Raw genomic sequence first — 15,696 nt, 5'->3', positions numbered from 1 at the left:
ACACTCTAGTTTCGTCCTAATTGCTGTTGGGCAACCTTGCAAGCTGCCAAGATTCTATGATCGTTGGGGCTGACTGTGTCGATTTGGTGGTAGCCCGTCAAGTGGAGAGAGGCGATCGCCGAGTTGCCAACCGTTGCAACACTGGTGTCTCGCTGCAACTCTACCGTATGGGCATATTCAGACTGATCTTCACTATTCACCACCGTCAGTTCTAAATGCTCAACCTCTGGCTCACCATAAAAACAGTCAAACGAAGAAGTTGGCATATAAAACGCTCCAACAATTTGCTCGTCGTTTGCTTCAAACACTAAGTAAGTTGAACCAACCTGATCAGTTTCTGGAGACTGCCCAAATACATAAGTTCCATCGGGCAAAGTTTGCTGATTTGTAGCTTCAAATTGGGCTAAATCAGTAGACCGACTGACTATATTTGTCACATCTAATGTAGACCGATCGGCTACTTCTGGCACTTCAGCCCCATGCGCCTTTACAATGGGGAATCCCTTTGCCATCAGGCTCAAGGCAAGTGTTAACAATAAGCCAGTCAGTGGCTTCTCTAAATAGCGCCAAAAGGAGCGGCAAAACTTTGTGGAAGCAGCATTCGAGAGAGATAGGTCTGACATGGTGGTAGGGGAAGCATCTGAATGTCAAGACTATCTCGCTTTTCAAGGGTCTACCTGGTGATTGAAACCAAGCTTGAATCGTGATCTTGAACTCAAAAACGGGTGATTGAGAACGGCTCTAGGGATGATTTAAATCACACAAACAACGTTACGTTACAGATGTCGTGCAGAGATTGCAGCAAAGAATTAGTATTTTCATTACAGGGCACTCAGGGAAATCGGAGCAACTGTATGCAGCTCGATCAAGATAAGAAACGATGCTTGGATAGTTTGGTCTGGGCAATTGAGCAGTTGCATGGCGATTTGCAGATGCATCGTCTGCATCGCACAGCCGATTTGATCATTCAAACAATGACGGGTCCCTGGCGCTTTTTTCACACCCCCGAACACATCTTTGAAGTGGGTGGAACGGTTGGCGCAACTGGGGAAGCAATCGAAGTTTTGGCAGCTTTATTTCACGACCTGGTTTATGTCCAAGTTGATCAGGGGGTCAGTGTCAACATCAGCAGCTACATCTCCCCTTTTGTTAAAGAGGATTGGGGTAAGCTGATCATCTGCGATCAAGATGAGTTGGTGAGCGATCGCCTTTTTGACCTGGTTGCCGCTGTCTTCGGCTTTGTGCCTGGTCAGATTTTGCCAATGGGCGGACAAAATGAATTTTTGAGTGCTGTTATCGCTGCTAAGTCTTTAGAAAACCTGTTGCCGCTTGACATCATTGCTCAAATCTTGACCTGCATCGAAGCAACCATTCCTTTTCGTCCCAGGTCTGCTTCAGGCTTGAGCGCTAGTGATGTTCTATATCAGCGCTTAATGGACATTAGCCAAGATTTTGGGTTTGGTTGGACGGATGAAAAAACACAGTCCATTGTTAAGCAAGCTGTCCGCGTTTCCAATCGAGATGTTGAAAACTTTGCTTTTACCAGTTCAGCTCATTTTTTAGACAATACCTGGAACCTGCTGCCCGAAACCAATCATCACCTCAAAAGTGCCAGTTCCTACACAGTGCAGGGCTATCGCACCTCCATCCAGAAGATGGAAGGCTTTATGAGCTTCCTCAAGCCTGAACTGGTATTTCAACAATTTAAGGGAGAGCCAGACGATCAGACCTATCAAGCATTGGTCGATCGCACTCGCAAAAATCTTGAAGTCGCTCGCCTTTATTTAGGAGCTAAGCTTGTTTCAATTGGCATTATTGAAGCGCTTTCTTTCAGAATTGGGCGAGACATTCCAATCTCTACAATGATGGGAGAATTGCCCTCTACCGCTCACTCCGCTGCTCAGCTAGAACACTTTATTCCCACCATTTCAGCTCATGTGCCACCTGCAACTGTTTTGGAAAATGAAGTATTGGAGCTATTAGAAGTTGGGCGCAGCCTCAACTCTTCCTATGATGTAAAAAACTCACCGATCGCCACTTTTGTAGTAAAGTCTGTTGGCTTTGCAGAACTGCGAAAGATGGTAGAGCAAGCTAAAGCTTTCTTTAGGGACGATATTTCATCTGAAGAATTCCTCTCAAGCTGCGATCCGGATGTGGTTAGAACAGTAACAAACGGCGTTTTAGAACTATTTGAAAGCCGTAAAATTGCGCTAGGTCAATTGACGCGATCGCCTTGAGAGAATACAGTTAAGCAGCGATCGCCCCCACTCTACGCTCCACCAAAGTTAAAAATTGATACCTCCAGTTCAGCCAAAGGACTCAGAGCAGTACGCTGCGAGAATCAGGAAAAAAGTTTAGCGAGGTCATGCTCATGAACCTGCGACGAACTCGTGTTTCTACTCGTTGGCTGTCCTTACTTTTGGGTATTGGCTTGTGGGGATCGGTGAGTGCTGCTGCTCAGGCACAACTTGCACCAACAGCCCGCTACGCTAGGGGTGAAAACGTTGATTTAGCGCTAATTATTCAAGAATGGAAACAGAAGCATCCCGACGTTCCAGTATTTGCTTGTGTCTGTGATCAAGTAACTTGCGATGCCACTTCACGTTGGCCATTCCGTGGCTTTAGCCAATATCAATTTACGGTTGCCCTGGGACCGTTCAACGCCGACTATAGCCAAAGCCTGGGATTTAACTGTTTTGACATTCAAACAGGCCTGCCTCCCAATGCTCCAGATCCGGGAGAGCCAAACCCTTCATCACAAATCGAAGTTTTAGATGAAGGCAGGCGATTGCGCGGTCAGTGGTTCGGAAGTACGCAAGAGATTGACATTACGGACTGGAATATCAACGTTTTAGATGCGCTGGATTGTTCTGGACCAGAAATTGTAGACCAGCGAGAGTTTAATGGTCAGCGTGTAGTGGGAGAGCCAGCCATCGACCCTGAAACGGGCAATATTGCCGTCGGTGTGTTGCTGACAGAATGCGTCGAAACCCAGCAAACTGCAATTTTTGTCATCGATCCACAGCCGGGTGGGTATGCGCTTTATCGAGTCCAGGTGCCTGGCGATCGCCCCTTGTCCAACGAGTTTTCTACCTATCCTCTCGGCAGCTTAGTAGGGTTGCAGTATTGGGATCGCTATCTGCTGGTGCGGCATGGAGATGCATCGGGCAGTGAAGCTCTACTAGTATTTGAGCCTGTTAGCACACCGGCTGGAGAGTATAGCGACTGTATCGAATTGCAGCAGATTGAAGGACGAGGGCTTTGCCCTGTTACAGAAAACCGGGGATCATAGTTCAACCTTTTAGCAGGAGCGATACGAGAAATACCAAATTTTTGTAAACGTTTGGGATAAAATCTTCGAGTTCCCTCAAGCAAACGTTGATGAACTTAAAACTTTGGGTGCCTTCGTTTACGGTGATGGTGCTTTTGTTGGGTCATGCCACAGTGCAGCCTGTCCACGCTGAGCCAACTGCTCATATTGCTCGAGCAAGTTGGCAGGTATTCTCGCCTTCTGCGGGAGGTTTCAGTGTTTCGATGCCCGGTCAACCAACAGAACGCTTGGTTCAAGAGTTTCTGCACATGTTCTCAGTTGAGCACGACGGCAGAATTTACGCCGTAGGTTATGCAGAGCTAGACCAGGAAAGGTTAAATGCAGCATTGCAAGAAAATCCAGACGGATTTTGGAATGGAATCAGGCGCGGACTGCTGCAAGATGGGGAAGCTGATTTGACGGGCGATCGCCCTATCTCTTTAAACGGTTACACCGGCAGAGAAATTGAATATGAGGATGCGGACGGGTTGACTGGCAAAGTCAGAGTTTTTGTCGTGAACCAGCGCCTCTATCAAGTGATGGCGGTTGAGGCAGCAGACGGCAGCGACATCGAAGACTCCGAGGAAGCCGAGGCTTTTTTGGAGTCTTTTCAGTTGTTGGCACAGTAGGTAGGGGATTAAAGGTTGATTCTTGCTTTAAAGAAACCAACCTTTAATCAAAGCCTATCCCCTACTTCCCCTTCTTCCGAGGCAAGTTTGGAGTTTGGCTAGATAAATTGATGCGATCGCTTAGCTGTCTCAGCGTCCTTGCCATTTCGGGGTCGCTGTCCTTGAGTTGGGCGATTTTTTCGCAGCTATACATTACGGTTGTGTGGTCTTTGCCGCCAAAGACTTCTCCAACTTTAGGCAAGCTCAAGTCGGTGTGCTGGCGCATCAGGTACATGCCGATTTGTCTGGCGACGCTGATTTCGCGGCGGCGAGAGGTGCTTTTGAGGTCTTCGATGGAAACTTTGAAGGTCTCGGAGATTGCCGTAATTACTGCTTCGGGAGAAGCTTCGATTTGATCAACAGGCGGATTTAGCACCGGAGCGATATTTTCTACCGTCATCGGCAAACCGGAAATGGAAATATACGCCACTGCCCGAATTAGCGCCCCTTCTAATTCTCGGATGTTAGAGGTGTAGCTAGAGGCAATGTATTCAATTACCTCGCGAGGCAGGCGCATGTTTTCGTATTCCGCTTTCTTTTGCAGAATCGCCATTCGCGTCTCCAGGTCGGGCGGTTGAATGTCAGCGATTAAACCCATTGAGAAGCGAGAACAAAGCCGTTCCTGGAGGCGAGGAATCTGACTAGGGGGGCGATCGGATGCCAGCACAACTTGCTTACCCGCCTCGTGCAGCGTGTTGAAGGTATGGAAAAACTCTTCCTGGGTGTATTCCTTGCCCTCGATAAACTGGATGTCATCTACTAGCAGCACATCCACTGCCCGATAGTGTTCTCGAAAGCTCTGCATACTGTCCTTACGGATGGCAGCAATCAGGTCATTGGTAAACTGCTCCGTTGAGACGTAGAAGATTCGAGATTCGTCGTCAATCTCCAGGCGATAGTGCCCGATCGCCTGCATCAGATGAGTTTTACCCAGCCCAACCCCGCCGCAAAGAAACAGCGGATTAAACTCGCGGCCAGGGGATTCAGCGACCGCTAGAGAGGCAGCATGAGCCATGCGGTTATTGGAACCAACCACAAAGCGGGAAAAAACATATTTAACATTCAAATCGGTTTGCTTGGCTCCCTGGGAAGAAGACTGTTCAACAGGAGGCACCTCTACAGGTAGGGGCCAGAGCATATCTACATCCTCCATCCCCTCCATCTCGCCTCCGGGTCTGACGTTGATGTGAATCTCGACCGGATGTCCCAACACCTCGTGAACAACCTCATTCATCGTCTTGATGTAGTACTTCTGAATCCAGTTGCGGGCAAAGGGATTAGGAGTGCAAATGACCAGGCAGTTTTCGTCGAGTTGTTCAACGGTGGCAGACTTGATCCAGGTTTCAAAGGTAGGGCGACTTAGCTGTAGTTCTAACCGCTCTAGCACTTGACTCCAAAAATTTTCCGGGACGATTTCCACGACAGACCTCTACCGCTAACTGCCAGACGACTAATTTAATCGACACGATGCCCTGCTGCGCCTGGTTGTTTTACCAGATGTTACAGAGGTTGCTCACTATGAAGAATATTGGGATGGCTCTGGATTAACTAGCCTACTAGATATGCTGTTTGAACGCCAGATAAAAATGAGTGAGATCTAAATATAGTGAGGGAGCAGGGAAAGCAGAATAATCGATGCTTATACAGATCGATGCTCATACAGTCAGAAGAGCGCGATGGTTACTGAGCAAGTTTTAGCATTGCTCATCCCACGGTAGATGCTATCTACTTAAAGAAATTTACATCTTCAGCCCATCAAGACAGGATGAATTAGCTTCATCCCTCATCCTTCTCAATCCACTCGCTCTAGCTGCCAAAGAATCTGGTTTCCTTCACGGCGCACCCTAGAAACGACCCAATTTCGCCAAACCCAATTGTCTCCCCGACTGGTGACGGCGCTGGCGTTAACGTCCATCAGGTCAGCCAGTTCTGAACTGGTGATCAAATAGCCTTGACTGGCAACTTCATCCGCCATTCGCAGAGTCTCTACCAAGTTTCGTAGTTGGGCAACCCTGACTTCACGGGGAAGGTCGGGAACATCAGACGTAGCTGGAGGAATAGAATCTACCATAGCTGGGTCAAAGGGAACAGCGTCAGCAGAGATGCAACTGGATTGTATCGTCTCTGAAATGTTCCCATTAGTGGCGGTTGCATCAAATATTGCATCAGTTGATGAATTTTTTACCGAGTGAGCATCAGACTGTGAGAATTCTTGCTCTAACGTTAGCGTTTGGGGCGATCGCCCTTCTCCCTTCATAATTCGCTTAATATCTCCGGTAGTTCGTGCTGTGCTGATCGGTTGTTCAGAAGATAACTGCCGCAGCATAGGCTTTTTACCCAGAGAAAAAGCACGAGCAATCTGATCGCAGCGTTCATTTCCTTCGTTGCCTGTGTGTCCTCGCACATATCGCCATTCCACCGGAGCATTCAGGTGCTTTCTCACCCGCAGATTTAGTTCATCGAGCAGTTCCCACAAATCTTGATTGAGAACAGGTTTGCCGGTTGAGGTTTTCCAGCCTTTCTTTTTCCAGCCCTGGATCCACTTGGTGATGCCGTTTTTGACATATTCGCTATCGGTGTAAAGGTGAATCGGTTCAGTCTGGTCGAGGGTGAGCAGAAACTCTAGAGCGGCGATCGCCCCCTGCATCTCCATGCGATTATTCGTTGTGGCTGCGTCTGCTCCACCCAATTCGTGAATGGAACCATCAGTAAAGTAAATTACCGTTGCCCAACCACCAGGGCCAGGATTGCCAGAACAGGCTCCGTCTGTATAAATACTCTGAATCGTACGAGAAGACATGGGCAGTGGAATGAGTCGAGCGTGATTCAGGTTATCACAGACGGAGGGAAAAGAATGAGGAATGAGAAATCAGGAATAAGGGATCAGGAATAAGGGATGAAGTAGAGGTTTAGCGTTTGGCAGCAGATTCCAAGACAGTTCCACAGAACTTTGCCCAAATGCTAAATCCTTGGACGGCTATGTAAAAAACCCCAGTCCTCCTGCAGTTAGAAGAAAGCTAGGGCTTCCTTGAAGCGGTTCTCTAAGGAAAAGCTGGATAGTATCCCCCAATCATTTAGGATCGCGATATGAATTACCTTTAAAGAGAGCGCGGCTAGAGGATGAGCGATGACTCGTGAAATGACGGAAAAGGTTGATTTAAGCCAGCTATCTACAGGGGCTTTGAAAGAGCGACTATTGAAAACGGTTGAGGGTCGAGATTCAGAACCGTTAAATCAAAAGGTGCTTTTTTATAAGCAAGAATTAGAGCCGCTGTTTGCAGAATTGAGCCAACGCAATCCCTTTCCCAACGCTGAAGATCAGTTGCCCTTGGTGCCTGGAGTTTGGCTAACGGTTTGGTCTACCATTCCTTACCAAGACATTTTTCCAGGGCGAATTTTTGCCCAGTCCTATCAGATCTTTCATGACGATGGCTATTACGCCAACATTGCCCGCTATGCACCGGGGCACAAGTTTCCCATTCTCAGCAAGTTGTCTAACATTTTGCTGGCTTATGACTTTATGATTATTCAAAAGTTTGAGGTGCAGGAAGGACAGTGGATCATTCAAAACGTTGGGATTGAGCAAGCTTTTCGATCCAGAGCAATTCCTCTCAATATTGGACGAGCAGACAGTTGGTTTATGTCAAAAGTTGAAACGAGGCGATCGCCCTCCTCAGCTCATGCACAATCTAACTCTCAGTTTGGCAAAGTAGACAAAAGTACAGCTAAAAAGTTTGAGCGAATTTCAACCGCTTCTCCTCAGCTTGAACATTTATATATAGATGCCGATTTTCGTCTGGTCAAATCTCAGCGCGAAGCAAAACAGCGCCCCTCATACACGATCGCCATTCGTCAGCAATGATTCCAAACACTTCTGAATATCATCTGAATATCAATAGTCCTGCGTTATGACACCGCATGAAGCCGAAGTTAGTCTTGTTTCTCCTGACGTTTTACAATTTCCAAGTTCGTACATTGCACCCTTGAAATTGGGTGTGTTGGCTTCTGGCAGCGGTAGCAACTTTGAGGCGATCGCCCAGGCTATTTCTAAGCAAAAGCTCAATGCTGAAATTCAAGTCTTGATCTACAACAATCCTGATGCTAGAGCAGCCGAAAGAGCCAAGTACTGGCAAACTCCGTCTGTTTTACTGAATCATCGCGATTTTCCAGATCGAGAAATATTAGACGCAAAAATTGTCGAGACTCTTCAGCAATATGAAGTTAATTGGGTAATTATGGCCGGATGGATGCGGCGAGTAACGGACGTGCTGATCAACGCCTTTCCCGGACGAATTCTCAATATTCACCCTAGCCTCTTGCCCAGCTTTCCAGGAATGCGAGCAGTCGAGCAGGCGATCGCGGCTGACGTTAAAATTGCAGGCTGCACAGTTCATCACGTGTGGTTAGAGGTTGATAGTGGCCCGATCGTGATGCAGGCAGCCGTACCCGTCTTTCCCCACGACACCGTTGAAACGCTGCATCAGCGTATTCAGGTACAGGAACACCGAATTTATCCAAGGGCAATCGCTCATGCTGCCGCTGAATATGAGATGGAGCATTTCCGTCGGTGAAGCACTTTTATTTCTAGTGGAGAGACTGCTTTGAATATGACTGCAACCGGGGTTCCAGGCAATACGATCGCGGCGATCGCCACCGCAATTGTGCCCCAGCAGGGTAGCGTCGGCATTGTGCGTCTCTCTGGGGCAGAGGCAGTGGCGATTGCCCGTTTGCTATTCCAGACTCCTGGTCGTCAACCCTGGGAAAGCCATCGCATTCTTTACGGCTATATCCGAGATCCTCAAACCGAGGAACTGATTGATGAGGCGCTGTTGCTGCTGATGCTGGCTCCTCGCTCTTACACTCGTGAAAACGTAGTAGAGTTTCACTGTCATGGCGGCATTATGGCAGTGCAGCGAGTGCTGCAACTGTGTTTGGAACAGGGCGCGCGACTGGCAGAACCGGGAGAATTTACCCTGCGGGCATTTTTGAATGGGCGGCTCGACCTGACTCAGGCTGAAAGCATTGCCGATTTAGTGGGAGCGCGATCGCCCCAAGCAGCCCAAACTGCCCTTGCTGGACTTCAGGGTAAGCTGGCGCAACCGATTCGCCAACTTCGAGCAACTTGTCTGGAGATTCTGGCTGAGGTTGAGGCGCGGATTGACTTTGAGGAAGACTTGCCGCCTCTAGACGAATCTCAAGTGAAGGCACAACTGACTCAAGTTTTAGCTGAGGTGGAGCAAATTCTCGCAACGTCCGATCAGGGAGAATTACTCCGAACAGGGTTAAAGGTGGCGATCGTGGGTCGTCCCAATGTTGGCAAATCCAGTTTGCTAAATGCCTGGAGCCGGAGCGATCGCGCGATCGTCACTGACCTTCCTGGCACCACTCGCGACGTAGTCGAATCTCAGCTTATAGTGGGCGGAATTCCGGTTCAGGTACTGGACACCGCAGGCATTCGAGAAGCGACTGATCAGGTAGAGAAGATTGGCGTGGAGCGATCGCGCCAAGCGGCTCAAGCAGCTGATTTAGTACTGTTGACCATTGACGCTCAAACTGGGTGGACAGCAGCCGACCAAGAGATCTTTGAGCAAGTGCAGCATCGCCCCTTAATTCTCGTAGTCAACAAGATTGATTTGGCAGCGTCTGTATCTTTGCCGCCACTACCCCAGGTAGCTTCCGTCGTCAAAACCGCAGCGGCTCACAGTGAGGGCATTGACGCTTTAGAACAGGCAATTCTAGAAACAGTAAAAACCAAAAACCTAACTGCAAGCAACTTAGATCTAGCGATCAACCAGCGTCAAGCTGCTGCCCTCACCCGAGCAAAAGCCGCACTTCAGCAAGTACAAACAACGATCGCCGAACAACTTCCCCTAGACTTTTGGACGATTGATCTTCGCAGCGCAATTCAAGCCCTGGGTGAAATCACAGGTGAAGAAGTCACCGAATCTGTTCTCGATCGCATCTTTAGCCGATTCTGCATCGGCAAATAGTTTCTACTAACCTTACGTCACCTCTCTCAATGCCGCTTGCGCCTCTCGTCGCAACCCTTTGGCAATCCGAAACAGCTCTTGCCCTGTATGCAGATAATGTTCGTCATAGCTAGAGGTAAAACGCTCTAGTTCATCAATGCCATCTCCGACCTGATTTAGACAATAGTAAAGATGAGCTGCCACGCCTGCTACATTCGACGGGTTTGGCATTGAGCGAAAAGAACGCTGAGCTTTTTGCAGATAATCTCGACAGTCATCTAGATAGGTCTGAAAGTTTTCAAGCAGTTCATCATCAAAGGGATCAGCCGAGAGCTCATCAATCTGCTCTTTCAAGGGGTTCAGAATGTGACTGATCATTCGATTAACGGGCTGATAAACCTGGTTGAGCCACTGCTGAAGCTGTTCGTCTGTGTCTCGTCCGGTTTGCCGCTGTCGATACTGATTTTGCGCGGCAGCCGTTCGCTGTTGACGATTGTGCCAGGATGGGGAGCTTGTCCCGCCATAGGCACCGGCACTTCTCATCTGCCTCGCAAAGCTTAGCTCTCGGTCATAGGACTGCCGCCGCTGCGGATCGCCCAAAATTTCGTATGCAGCATTAATCCGTGTAATTCGATCATTGTTTACAATCTCACGGTTACTGTCGGGGTGAAACTGCTTAGCCAGGCGACGATAGGCTTGCTTAATTTCTGCTTGACTCGCCGCTGGATCAATATCCAGGATTTCGTAGTGATTAGAATGCGCCATAAGCCCATTGTAAACATTTGACCGTCAGCAAAACTGACGGTCATTAGCTCAATTTTTAAGGGAGTGAAAGTAGAGTTTTGCTTTACTTTCACTCCCTCACAGCCAAGTTCTATTTAGCTTGTCTTCGTTAGTTCATGACCATAGCAGCAGTAAGTTCTGGGTCTTGAAAGAGCGGTGTGCTGAGATATCGTTCGCCAAAGCTGGGCTGCACCATCACGATCAGCCGTCCCTCATTCTCAGGACGACGAGCTATCTGAATCGCAGCAGCCAGAGCCGCACCGCTAGAAATTCCTGAAAGTAAGCCCTCTTCACGGGCAAGCCGACGACCATAGGCAATCGCCTCCTCATCCGGTATCGTAATTACTTCATCGATTAAATCGACTCTCAAAACTTCAGGCACAAACCCTGCACCAATGCCTTGGATCTTGTGAGGTCCAGGTTTGCCACCCGAGAGAACTGGGCTGCTAGCAGGCTCTACGGCGATCGCCTTAAAACCAGGTCTGCGGGGTTTCAGCGCTTCTGCCACACCCGTGAGGGTACCGCCTGTACCAATCCCTGCAATTAAAAAATCAACCAGTCCGTCTGTATCTTCCCAAATCTCCATAGCAGTCGTTTCACGGTGAATTTGGGGATTAGCAGGATTACGAAACTGTTGCAGCATATAGGCATCAGGTAGCCTATCCACAATTTGCTGAGCCCGCTGAATACACCCACCCATTCCCTCAATACCAGGAGTTAGCTCTAGCTCTGCCCCATAAGCTCGCAGCATCGCTCGCCGCTCCGAACTCATCGTTTCAGGCATCGTTAAAATTAACCGATAACCCTTTGCCGCTGCTGCCATTGCTAGAGCAATTCCGGTATTACCAGAAGTTGGCTCTACCAAAACTGTCTTCCCAGGGGTAATCAACCCTTCTCGCTCAGCTACCTCAATCATGTTGACCCCAATTCGGTCTTTGACTGAGGAAGAAGGGTTCATTCCCTCTAACTTGACAACAATCTGTGCTTTACAGCCCTCTGCTTGCGGAATTCGATTTAGCTGTACAAGCGGCGTTCGACCAACCAAACGAGTAACATCGTGAGCAATACGCATGGCTTTAGATATTGATAAATTTTGAATACTGGCTTCAAATGCTTAATGGCTTTTAGGATGTCCCCGACTTAGATGTAATACATCAAGTCGAGCTGTTGTCTGGAATCCCGCTTTTCAGCTAAGTCTTGAAGGGTGTGCTTTTGGAGCACTGTCTCAGCGGCCAGACAAGCCTCTTTCCAAACCTCCCAAATCACCATACCCTCTACTGATTTTGTGCCCTCTTTGGGTTCAGGAGGCTGAGAATCTAAACCTTCAATTGACTCAACTATGTCCAGCAAGCTAATTTTCCAAGGCTCTCTAGCAAGGATATAGCCACCTCTGGCACCACGCTGACTACGCACTAGACCAGAACGTCTCATTGTTGCAAGGAGTTGTTCTAAATAACGGTCAGGAATGTTTTGCTCAGCCGCGATCTGCCGAATTTGCAGCGGCTCTCCGCTATCATAGTGCGCTGCGAGTTCCAGTAGTGCAAGGATAGCGTATTCACTTTTACACGAAAGTTCCACAGGCAATCTTTAGGAAGGGGATCATTACTGTTAGCTCATGATGGTTATCTCATAGAGCTATCTCCAGTATACCCCGGTTCTCCAGTGGGGTTTTGCAGGTTTACAACAATTGCCCTTAGAAATTAAACAAGGGGGTGAGAAGCCATGCTTCCCACCCCCTTATAGAACTAGACCATCCCAAAATTAGAAGGTGAAGGTAGTTCTGAGAGCACCGATGATGGTGCTATCGCTATCATCACCGAAAGGATCTTCAATCCAGATCACACCAGGAGTGATAGAGATGTTGTCGGTCAAGCGATAACGATAGAAAGCTTCAGCCAAGAAACTGGTTTCGATATCGGTGCCAGGAACAGCAGTGTAAGTGGGTACGCCAGCTAAAATTCCAAGCAAGTTGCCTTCTCCACCCAGGTCAGGGAAAGCAAGAGTTCCTTGGTAGCTCCAAGACTCAGCATCGCCGGGAACACCAGCAATGTCGGTGTAAGCAATACCACCACCAATTTCGACACCAGGGATGAGCCTGAAGTTAACCTGACCACCGTAGGTGTTAGCAGCTGCGTTATCAGCACCGAAGTCAGGACTGTAAGAGTGAACGTAGGTGACAGCTGCATCAAAAGCATCAGATAACCATGTCAACTGACCGATTGCGCTGTAAGGACCGTTGAACAGTCCAGCACCAGCATCAGGGTTAGCGGCATCATCAGCTACGTAGCCTCCATCCAGGGACAAGTTGTCGGTCAACTGGATGATGGCACCTGCGCCTGCACCGCCACCTGCGTTGAAAGCATACTGACGAGGGAAGCCAAAGTCAGAGATAGAACCCTGACCACTGCTGTCCAGTGGGCTGATGGTGCTAGCAACGAAGTCATCTACATCGTAGCCATTAGCTGCGATCGCAATCTCAACGCGCTCACCCAAGGGGAAGGTGTAAGCCAGGTCATCCAGCTCGAAATCGCCTTCGGAGTCACCACTGAACGAGAAGCCAACCGGATCAGAATCAAAGTTCTGAATGTTGCGAACTTGGAAGCGAGTTCTCAAACGGTCTTCACCCGTGAAGCTGGTATCAAAGTTGAGGCGAGCCCGGTAGCCGAAGGTAATTTGATCGTCAAACGCTTCATCTTCGTCAATCACACCAGCAACAGCGAAGATGGTCTCACCACGAAGCTTAGTGGTTGTGGAGAATTGGTTTGCTTCCAACTCAGCGGTACGGGCTTCGAGTGCATCAACTCGTCCACGCAGGGTCGCTAGCTCAGCTGCAAACTCTTCCTGCAAGCGTTGCAGAGTAGCCAAGTCTTCCCGAGTTACGGCTTCAGCCAAACCAGCAGCAATTAATTCGTTGACGCGGTCAAGAGCAGCGTTTAGACCGGCAGCAAACTCGTAACGAGTCATGGCACGGTTACCGCGATAGGTGCCATCGGGATAACCCGCGATTACACCGTAGCGCTCAACTAGAGACTGGAGAGCTTGGAATGCCCAGTCGGTGGGTTGAACGTCTGAAAGTTGAGAAATAGACGTAACCTGGTTGATGCTGTTGACGTTGCCCTCGTTGCTGTATTCCATGATTTGCTCAAGGGAATCAACAGAGGTCGTTGTGTTAGCAGGCGCAGCAGCAGGCGCAGGTTGCTCAACTGGAACTTGAGATAGCTCAATCGGAGCTTCAACTTCAGCAATTGGTTCAACAACTGGCTCAAGCTCAGCTACTTCAACAACAGAAGCTTCTGACTCAATAGCAAGAACCTCTGCGCTTAGAGCTTCAGATTCGGGAGCTGCAGTCTCAGCTGAGATCGCTGGAGTCGAGACAGCTAAAGCAGTACCTAGCAGAGCTGGCGTAACCAGCAATGATTTCCACAAAATTTTGCTAATCATGATCCTCACACCTATGTTCAAGAGGGACTTTGTAATCTATTACAGCCCACTCAAAAAGATAGCATTATGTTTTGCAAAATTCTACATTTTCCAGCACATATTGCAAAGACTTTAGAAGTTCTTGCTCTAGAGCAAGATTTGACAATGCAGCGGGCACAATTTGGTTTGGTGTGAGGGATAAGCTTTTGGTCAGTAACTGGTTGGATTCACACCGAGAACACTCGGATTGGTAAATTTGAGGGCTGCAAGGAGTGCCACAATCTTCTAAGTAGAAGTATCCCAGTGTAAGCAGCTTTTCGCCAAATTTACCAGGAGCAGTTGTCATGCTCGCTCCCATTGAAGCTTCAGCAACAGGGTTTCTACAAAGAGCTAAATCTATTCAACAGCGGCTCTACTCAATACCATCAATCGTCTTCGCCATTGCAAAATCCTTCTCTGTTAACCCTCCTGCATCATGGTTGGTTAGGGAAACGGTCACTTTGTTGTAGGAAATGGCTAGATCGGGGTGGTGGCCTGCAGTCTCGGCGGGGTCAACAAGCCGATTGACAAAGGCAATCGCTTCTACAAAATCATTGAATTTACGAACTCGCTGAATTTCTTTGCCCTCTAGTGTCCAGCCCGACAATTGAGCTAAGCGCTCCTGAATTTCAGTTTCGTTAAGCAATTGAGCCATAGTTCCTAGCTCCATTTCTAATTTCTGCTGAGTTTTTGAATAAATCAGATTCAATAAAATTTTGCCCTTTAAAAAACTATCCGCTCTCACCGGGAGGCAAATAACTAAAAGTTACTAAGCCATTATGGTGAGAGCGGTGTAGCGGGTCTTCAGATTGAAACTAGACTGCCGGGAGGAACTCTATGCCAACCCAGCATCTCCTAGAGGACTTAGCTCCAAGGGAAACTAAGATTAACTACTAGAGAGCAGCCCCGGCGCACAGCCAGCTATGTCCAACCTGATGACCCATGGTTTTACTACTATCTTGCATGGGCATCACCTCCTTGTCCCTAAACGGTTTATTTTCAAGAGGCAGAGCATTTCGCTCTGGGTGTTATCCACCTGAACGCTAATGTAACACATCCACCCGAATGTGTGGTGATTGAAAACTGAAATTCCTAAAAAAAAGCTCCTGCCCGGAGACAGGAGCTTTTTAGTTGATGAAAGACCGAACTCTTAAAAGAAGAGACTGTCTAAGTTTTGGTCAAGTAAACAAACCTACAGCGCGTTACCGCGAGGCAGAACTTCTTCAGGGAAAGTGAAGTGTTCATGAGGCTGGTCTTGAGGAGCCATCCAAGCGCGGATGCCCTCGTTGAGCAGAATGTTCTTGGTGTAGAACGTCTCAAACTCAGGGTCTTCTGCCGCCCGAATCTCCTGCGACACGAAGTCATACGCCCGCAGGTTCAAGCCTAAGCCAACTACGCCAACGGCACTCATCCACAAGCCTGTGACCGGCACAAACAGCATGAAGAAGTGCAACCAGCGCTTGTTCGAGAAGGCAATCCCGAAAATCTGCGACCAGAAGCGGTTCGC

General features: G+C 48.5%; 15 protein-coding genes and 1 pseudogene. 6 read left to right on the top strand and 10 right to left on the bottom strand.

Annotated features, from left to right (window positions below; genetic code table 11):
* Nucleotides 1-5: 5 nt before the first annotated feature.
* The gene (locus H6F93_RS05385; protein ID WP_190679612.1) at nucleotides 6-623 is read right to left on the bottom strand and encodes a hypothetical protein; all 618 of its coding nucleotides are present in this window, start codon (nucleotides 621-623) and stop codon (nucleotides 6-8) included.
* Between the two features lie 231 nt (nucleotides 624-854).
* On the opposite strand from H6F93_RS05385, the gene H6F93_RS05380 reads away from it, so the two are divergent.
* The 3 genes from H6F93_RS05380 (at nucleotide 855) to H6F93_RS05370 (ending at nucleotide 3,939) form a co-directional block, all read left to right on the top strand.
* Nucleotides 855-2,237 (top strand): hypothetical protein, encoded by a 1,383-nt coding sequence (locus H6F93_RS05380; protein WP_190646741.1) that lies wholly within the window; start codon nucleotides 855-857, stop codon nucleotides 2,235-2,237.
* Nucleotides 2,238-2,371: 134 nt separating this feature from the next.
* Nucleotides 2,372-3,292: a hypothetical protein gene (locus H6F93_RS05375; RefSeq protein ID WP_190679611.1), complete on the top strand. Its 921-nt coding sequence runs from the start codon at nucleotides 2,372-2,374 to the stop codon at nucleotides 3,290-3,292.
* 89 nt (nucleotides 3,293-3,381) lie between these two features.
* A complete protein-coding gene (locus tag H6F93_RS05370) occupies nucleotides 3,382-3,939 on the top strand; it encodes a hypothetical protein (RefSeq protein ID WP_190646743.1) in 558 nt (185 codons plus the stop codon).
* Nucleotides 3,940-4,000: 61 nt separating this feature from the next.
* On the opposite strand, the gene dnaA is transcribed toward H6F93_RS05370, so the two are convergent.
* Nucleotides 4,001-5,398, bottom strand: coding sequence for a chromosomal replication initiator protein DnaA (gene dnaA / locus H6F93_RS05365; protein ID WP_190679610.1), 1,398 nt, complete (start codon nucleotides 5,396-5,398; stop codon nucleotides 4,001-4,003).
* Nucleotides 5,399-5,770: 372 nt separating this feature from the next.
* Complete coding sequence (gene rnhA / locus H6F93_RS05360) at nucleotides 5,771-6,778, bottom strand: ribonuclease HI (RefSeq protein WP_190679609.1); 1,008 nt, start codon at nucleotides 6,776-6,778, stop codon at nucleotides 5,771-5,773.
* A gap of 327 nt (nucleotides 6,779-7,105) precedes the next feature.
* Here rnhA and H6F93_RS05355 point away from each other — a divergent pair, with 327 nt between their 5' ends.
* The 3 genes from H6F93_RS05355 to mnmE are packed head-to-tail and all read left to right on the top strand — an operon-like array spanning nucleotide 7,106 to nucleotide 9,968.
* Nucleotides 7,106-7,840: a hypothetical protein gene (locus tag H6F93_RS05355; RefSeq protein WP_242043317.1), complete on the top strand. Its 735-nt coding sequence runs from the start codon at nucleotides 7,106-7,108 to the stop codon at nucleotides 7,838-7,840.
* 46 nt (nucleotides 7,841-7,886) lie between these two features.
* A complete protein-coding gene (gene purN, locus H6F93_RS05350) occupies nucleotides 7,887-8,549 on the top strand; it encodes a phosphoribosylglycinamide formyltransferase (protein WP_190646746.1) in 663 nt (220 codons plus the stop codon).
* Between the two features lie 36 nt (nucleotides 8,550-8,585).
* Complete coding sequence (gene mnmE, locus H6F93_RS05345; protein WP_190679608.1) at nucleotides 8,586-9,968, top strand: tRNA uridine-5-carboxymethylaminomethyl(34) synthesis GTPase MnmE; 1,383 nt, start codon at nucleotides 8,586-8,588, stop codon at nucleotides 9,966-9,968.
* Nucleotides 9,969-9,980: 12 nt separating this feature from the next.
* Here the strand turns inward: mnmE and H6F93_RS05340 are convergent, their stop codons facing one another.
* The 7 genes and pseudogenes from H6F93_RS05340 to H6F93_RS05310 all read right to left on the bottom strand — a co-directional run.
* On the bottom strand, nucleotides 9,981-10,712 hold the full coding sequence (locus tag H6F93_RS05340; protein ID WP_190679607.1) for a J domain-containing protein: 732 nt from the start codon (nucleotides 10,710-10,712) through the stop codon (nucleotides 9,981-9,983).
* Nucleotides 10,713-10,839: 127 nt separating this feature from the next.
* Nucleotides 10,840-11,802: a cysteine synthase A gene (gene cysK, locus H6F93_RS05335; protein WP_190646748.1), complete on the bottom strand. Its 963-nt coding sequence runs from the start codon at nucleotides 11,800-11,802 to the stop codon at nucleotides 10,840-10,842.
* Nucleotides 11,803-11,870: 68 nt separating this feature from the next.
* Complete coding sequence (locus H6F93_RS05330; protein WP_190646749.1) at nucleotides 11,871-12,308, bottom strand: Rrf2 family transcriptional regulator; 438 nt, start codon at nucleotides 12,306-12,308, stop codon at nucleotides 11,871-11,873.
* A 183-nt stretch (nucleotides 12,309-12,491) separates the two neighbouring features.
* Nucleotides 12,492-14,171, bottom strand: a complete 1,680-nt coding sequence (locus tag H6F93_RS05325) for an iron uptake porin (RefSeq protein WP_199313498.1) — start codon at nucleotides 14,169-14,171, stop codon at nucleotides 12,492-12,494.
* Between the two features lie 64 nt (nucleotides 14,172-14,235).
* A complete protein-coding gene (locus H6F93_RS05320) occupies nucleotides 14,236-14,496 on the bottom strand; it encodes a hypothetical protein (protein WP_190646750.1) in 261 nt (86 codons plus the stop codon).
* A 66-nt stretch (nucleotides 14,497-14,562) separates the two neighbouring features.
* Nucleotides 14,563-14,844: a 4a-hydroxytetrahydrobiopterin dehydratase gene (locus H6F93_RS05315; RefSeq protein WP_190646751.1), complete on the bottom strand. Its 282-nt coding sequence runs from the start codon at nucleotides 14,842-14,844 to the stop codon at nucleotides 14,563-14,565.
* A 537-nt stretch (nucleotides 14,845-15,381) separates the two neighbouring features.
* Nucleotides 15,382-15,696: pseudogene (locus H6F93_RS05310) on the bottom strand (photosystem II D2 protein (photosystem q(a) protein)); the annotation flags it as partial.

The organism is Leptolyngbya sp. FACHB-671, from assembly GCF_014695745.1.
Taxonomy (GTDB): Bacteria; Cyanobacteriota; Cyanobacteriia; order Elainellales; family Elainellaceae; genus JAAUTN01.
This window is presented reverse-complemented; position numbering and strand designations above follow the sequence as displayed.

Excerpts from the sequence above, each read along its gene's own strand:
- H6F93_RS05325 (WP_199313498.1), bottom strand. The coding sequence starts at position 14,171 with ATGATTAGCAAAATTTTGTGGAAATCATTGCTGGTTACGCCAGCTCTG.
- purN (WP_190646746.1), top strand. The coding sequence starts at position 7,887 with ATGACACCGCATGAAGCCGAAGTTAGTCTTGTTTCTCCTGACGTTTTA.
- H6F93_RS05375 (WP_190679611.1), top strand. The coding sequence starts at position 2,372 with ATGAACCTGCGACGAACTCGTGTTTCTACTCGTTGGCTGTCCTTACTT.
- H6F93_RS05385 (WP_190679612.1), bottom strand. The coding sequence starts at position 623 with ATGTCAGACCTATCTCTCTCGAATGCTGCTTCCACAAAGTTTTGCCGC.
- H6F93_RS05355 (WP_242043317.1), top strand. The coding sequence starts at position 7,106 with ATGACTCGTGAAATGACGGAAAAGGTTGATTTAAGCCAGCTATCTACA.
- H6F93_RS05315 (WP_190646751.1), bottom strand. The coding sequence starts at position 14,844 with ATGGCTCAATTGCTTAACGAAACTGAAATTCAGGAGCGCTTAGCTCAA.
- H6F93_RS05380 (WP_190646741.1), top strand. The coding sequence starts at position 855 with ATGCAGCTCGATCAAGATAAGAAACGATGCTTGGATAGTTTGGTCTGG.
- cysK (WP_190646748.1), bottom strand. The coding sequence starts at position 11,802 with ATGCGTATTGCTCACGATGTTACTCGTTTGGTTGGTCGAACGCCGCTT.
- H6F93_RS05370 (WP_190646743.1), top strand. The coding sequence starts at position 3,382 with ATGAACTTAAAACTTTGGGTGCCTTCGTTTACGGTGATGGTGCTTTTG.
- H6F93_RS05320 (WP_190646750.1), bottom strand. The coding sequence starts at position 14,496 with ATGACAACTGCTCCTGGTAAATTTGGCGAAAAGCTGCTTACACTGGGA.
- mnmE (WP_190679608.1), top strand. The coding sequence starts at position 8,586 with ATGACTGCAACCGGGGTTCCAGGCAATACGATCGCGGCGATCGCCACC.
- rnhA (WP_190679609.1), bottom strand. The coding sequence starts at position 6,778 with ATGTCTTCTCGTACGATTCAGAGTATTTATACAGACGGAGCCTGTTCT.
- H6F93_RS05340 (WP_190679607.1), bottom strand. The coding sequence starts at position 10,712 with ATGGCGCATTCTAATCACTACGAAATCCTGGATATTGATCCAGCGGCG.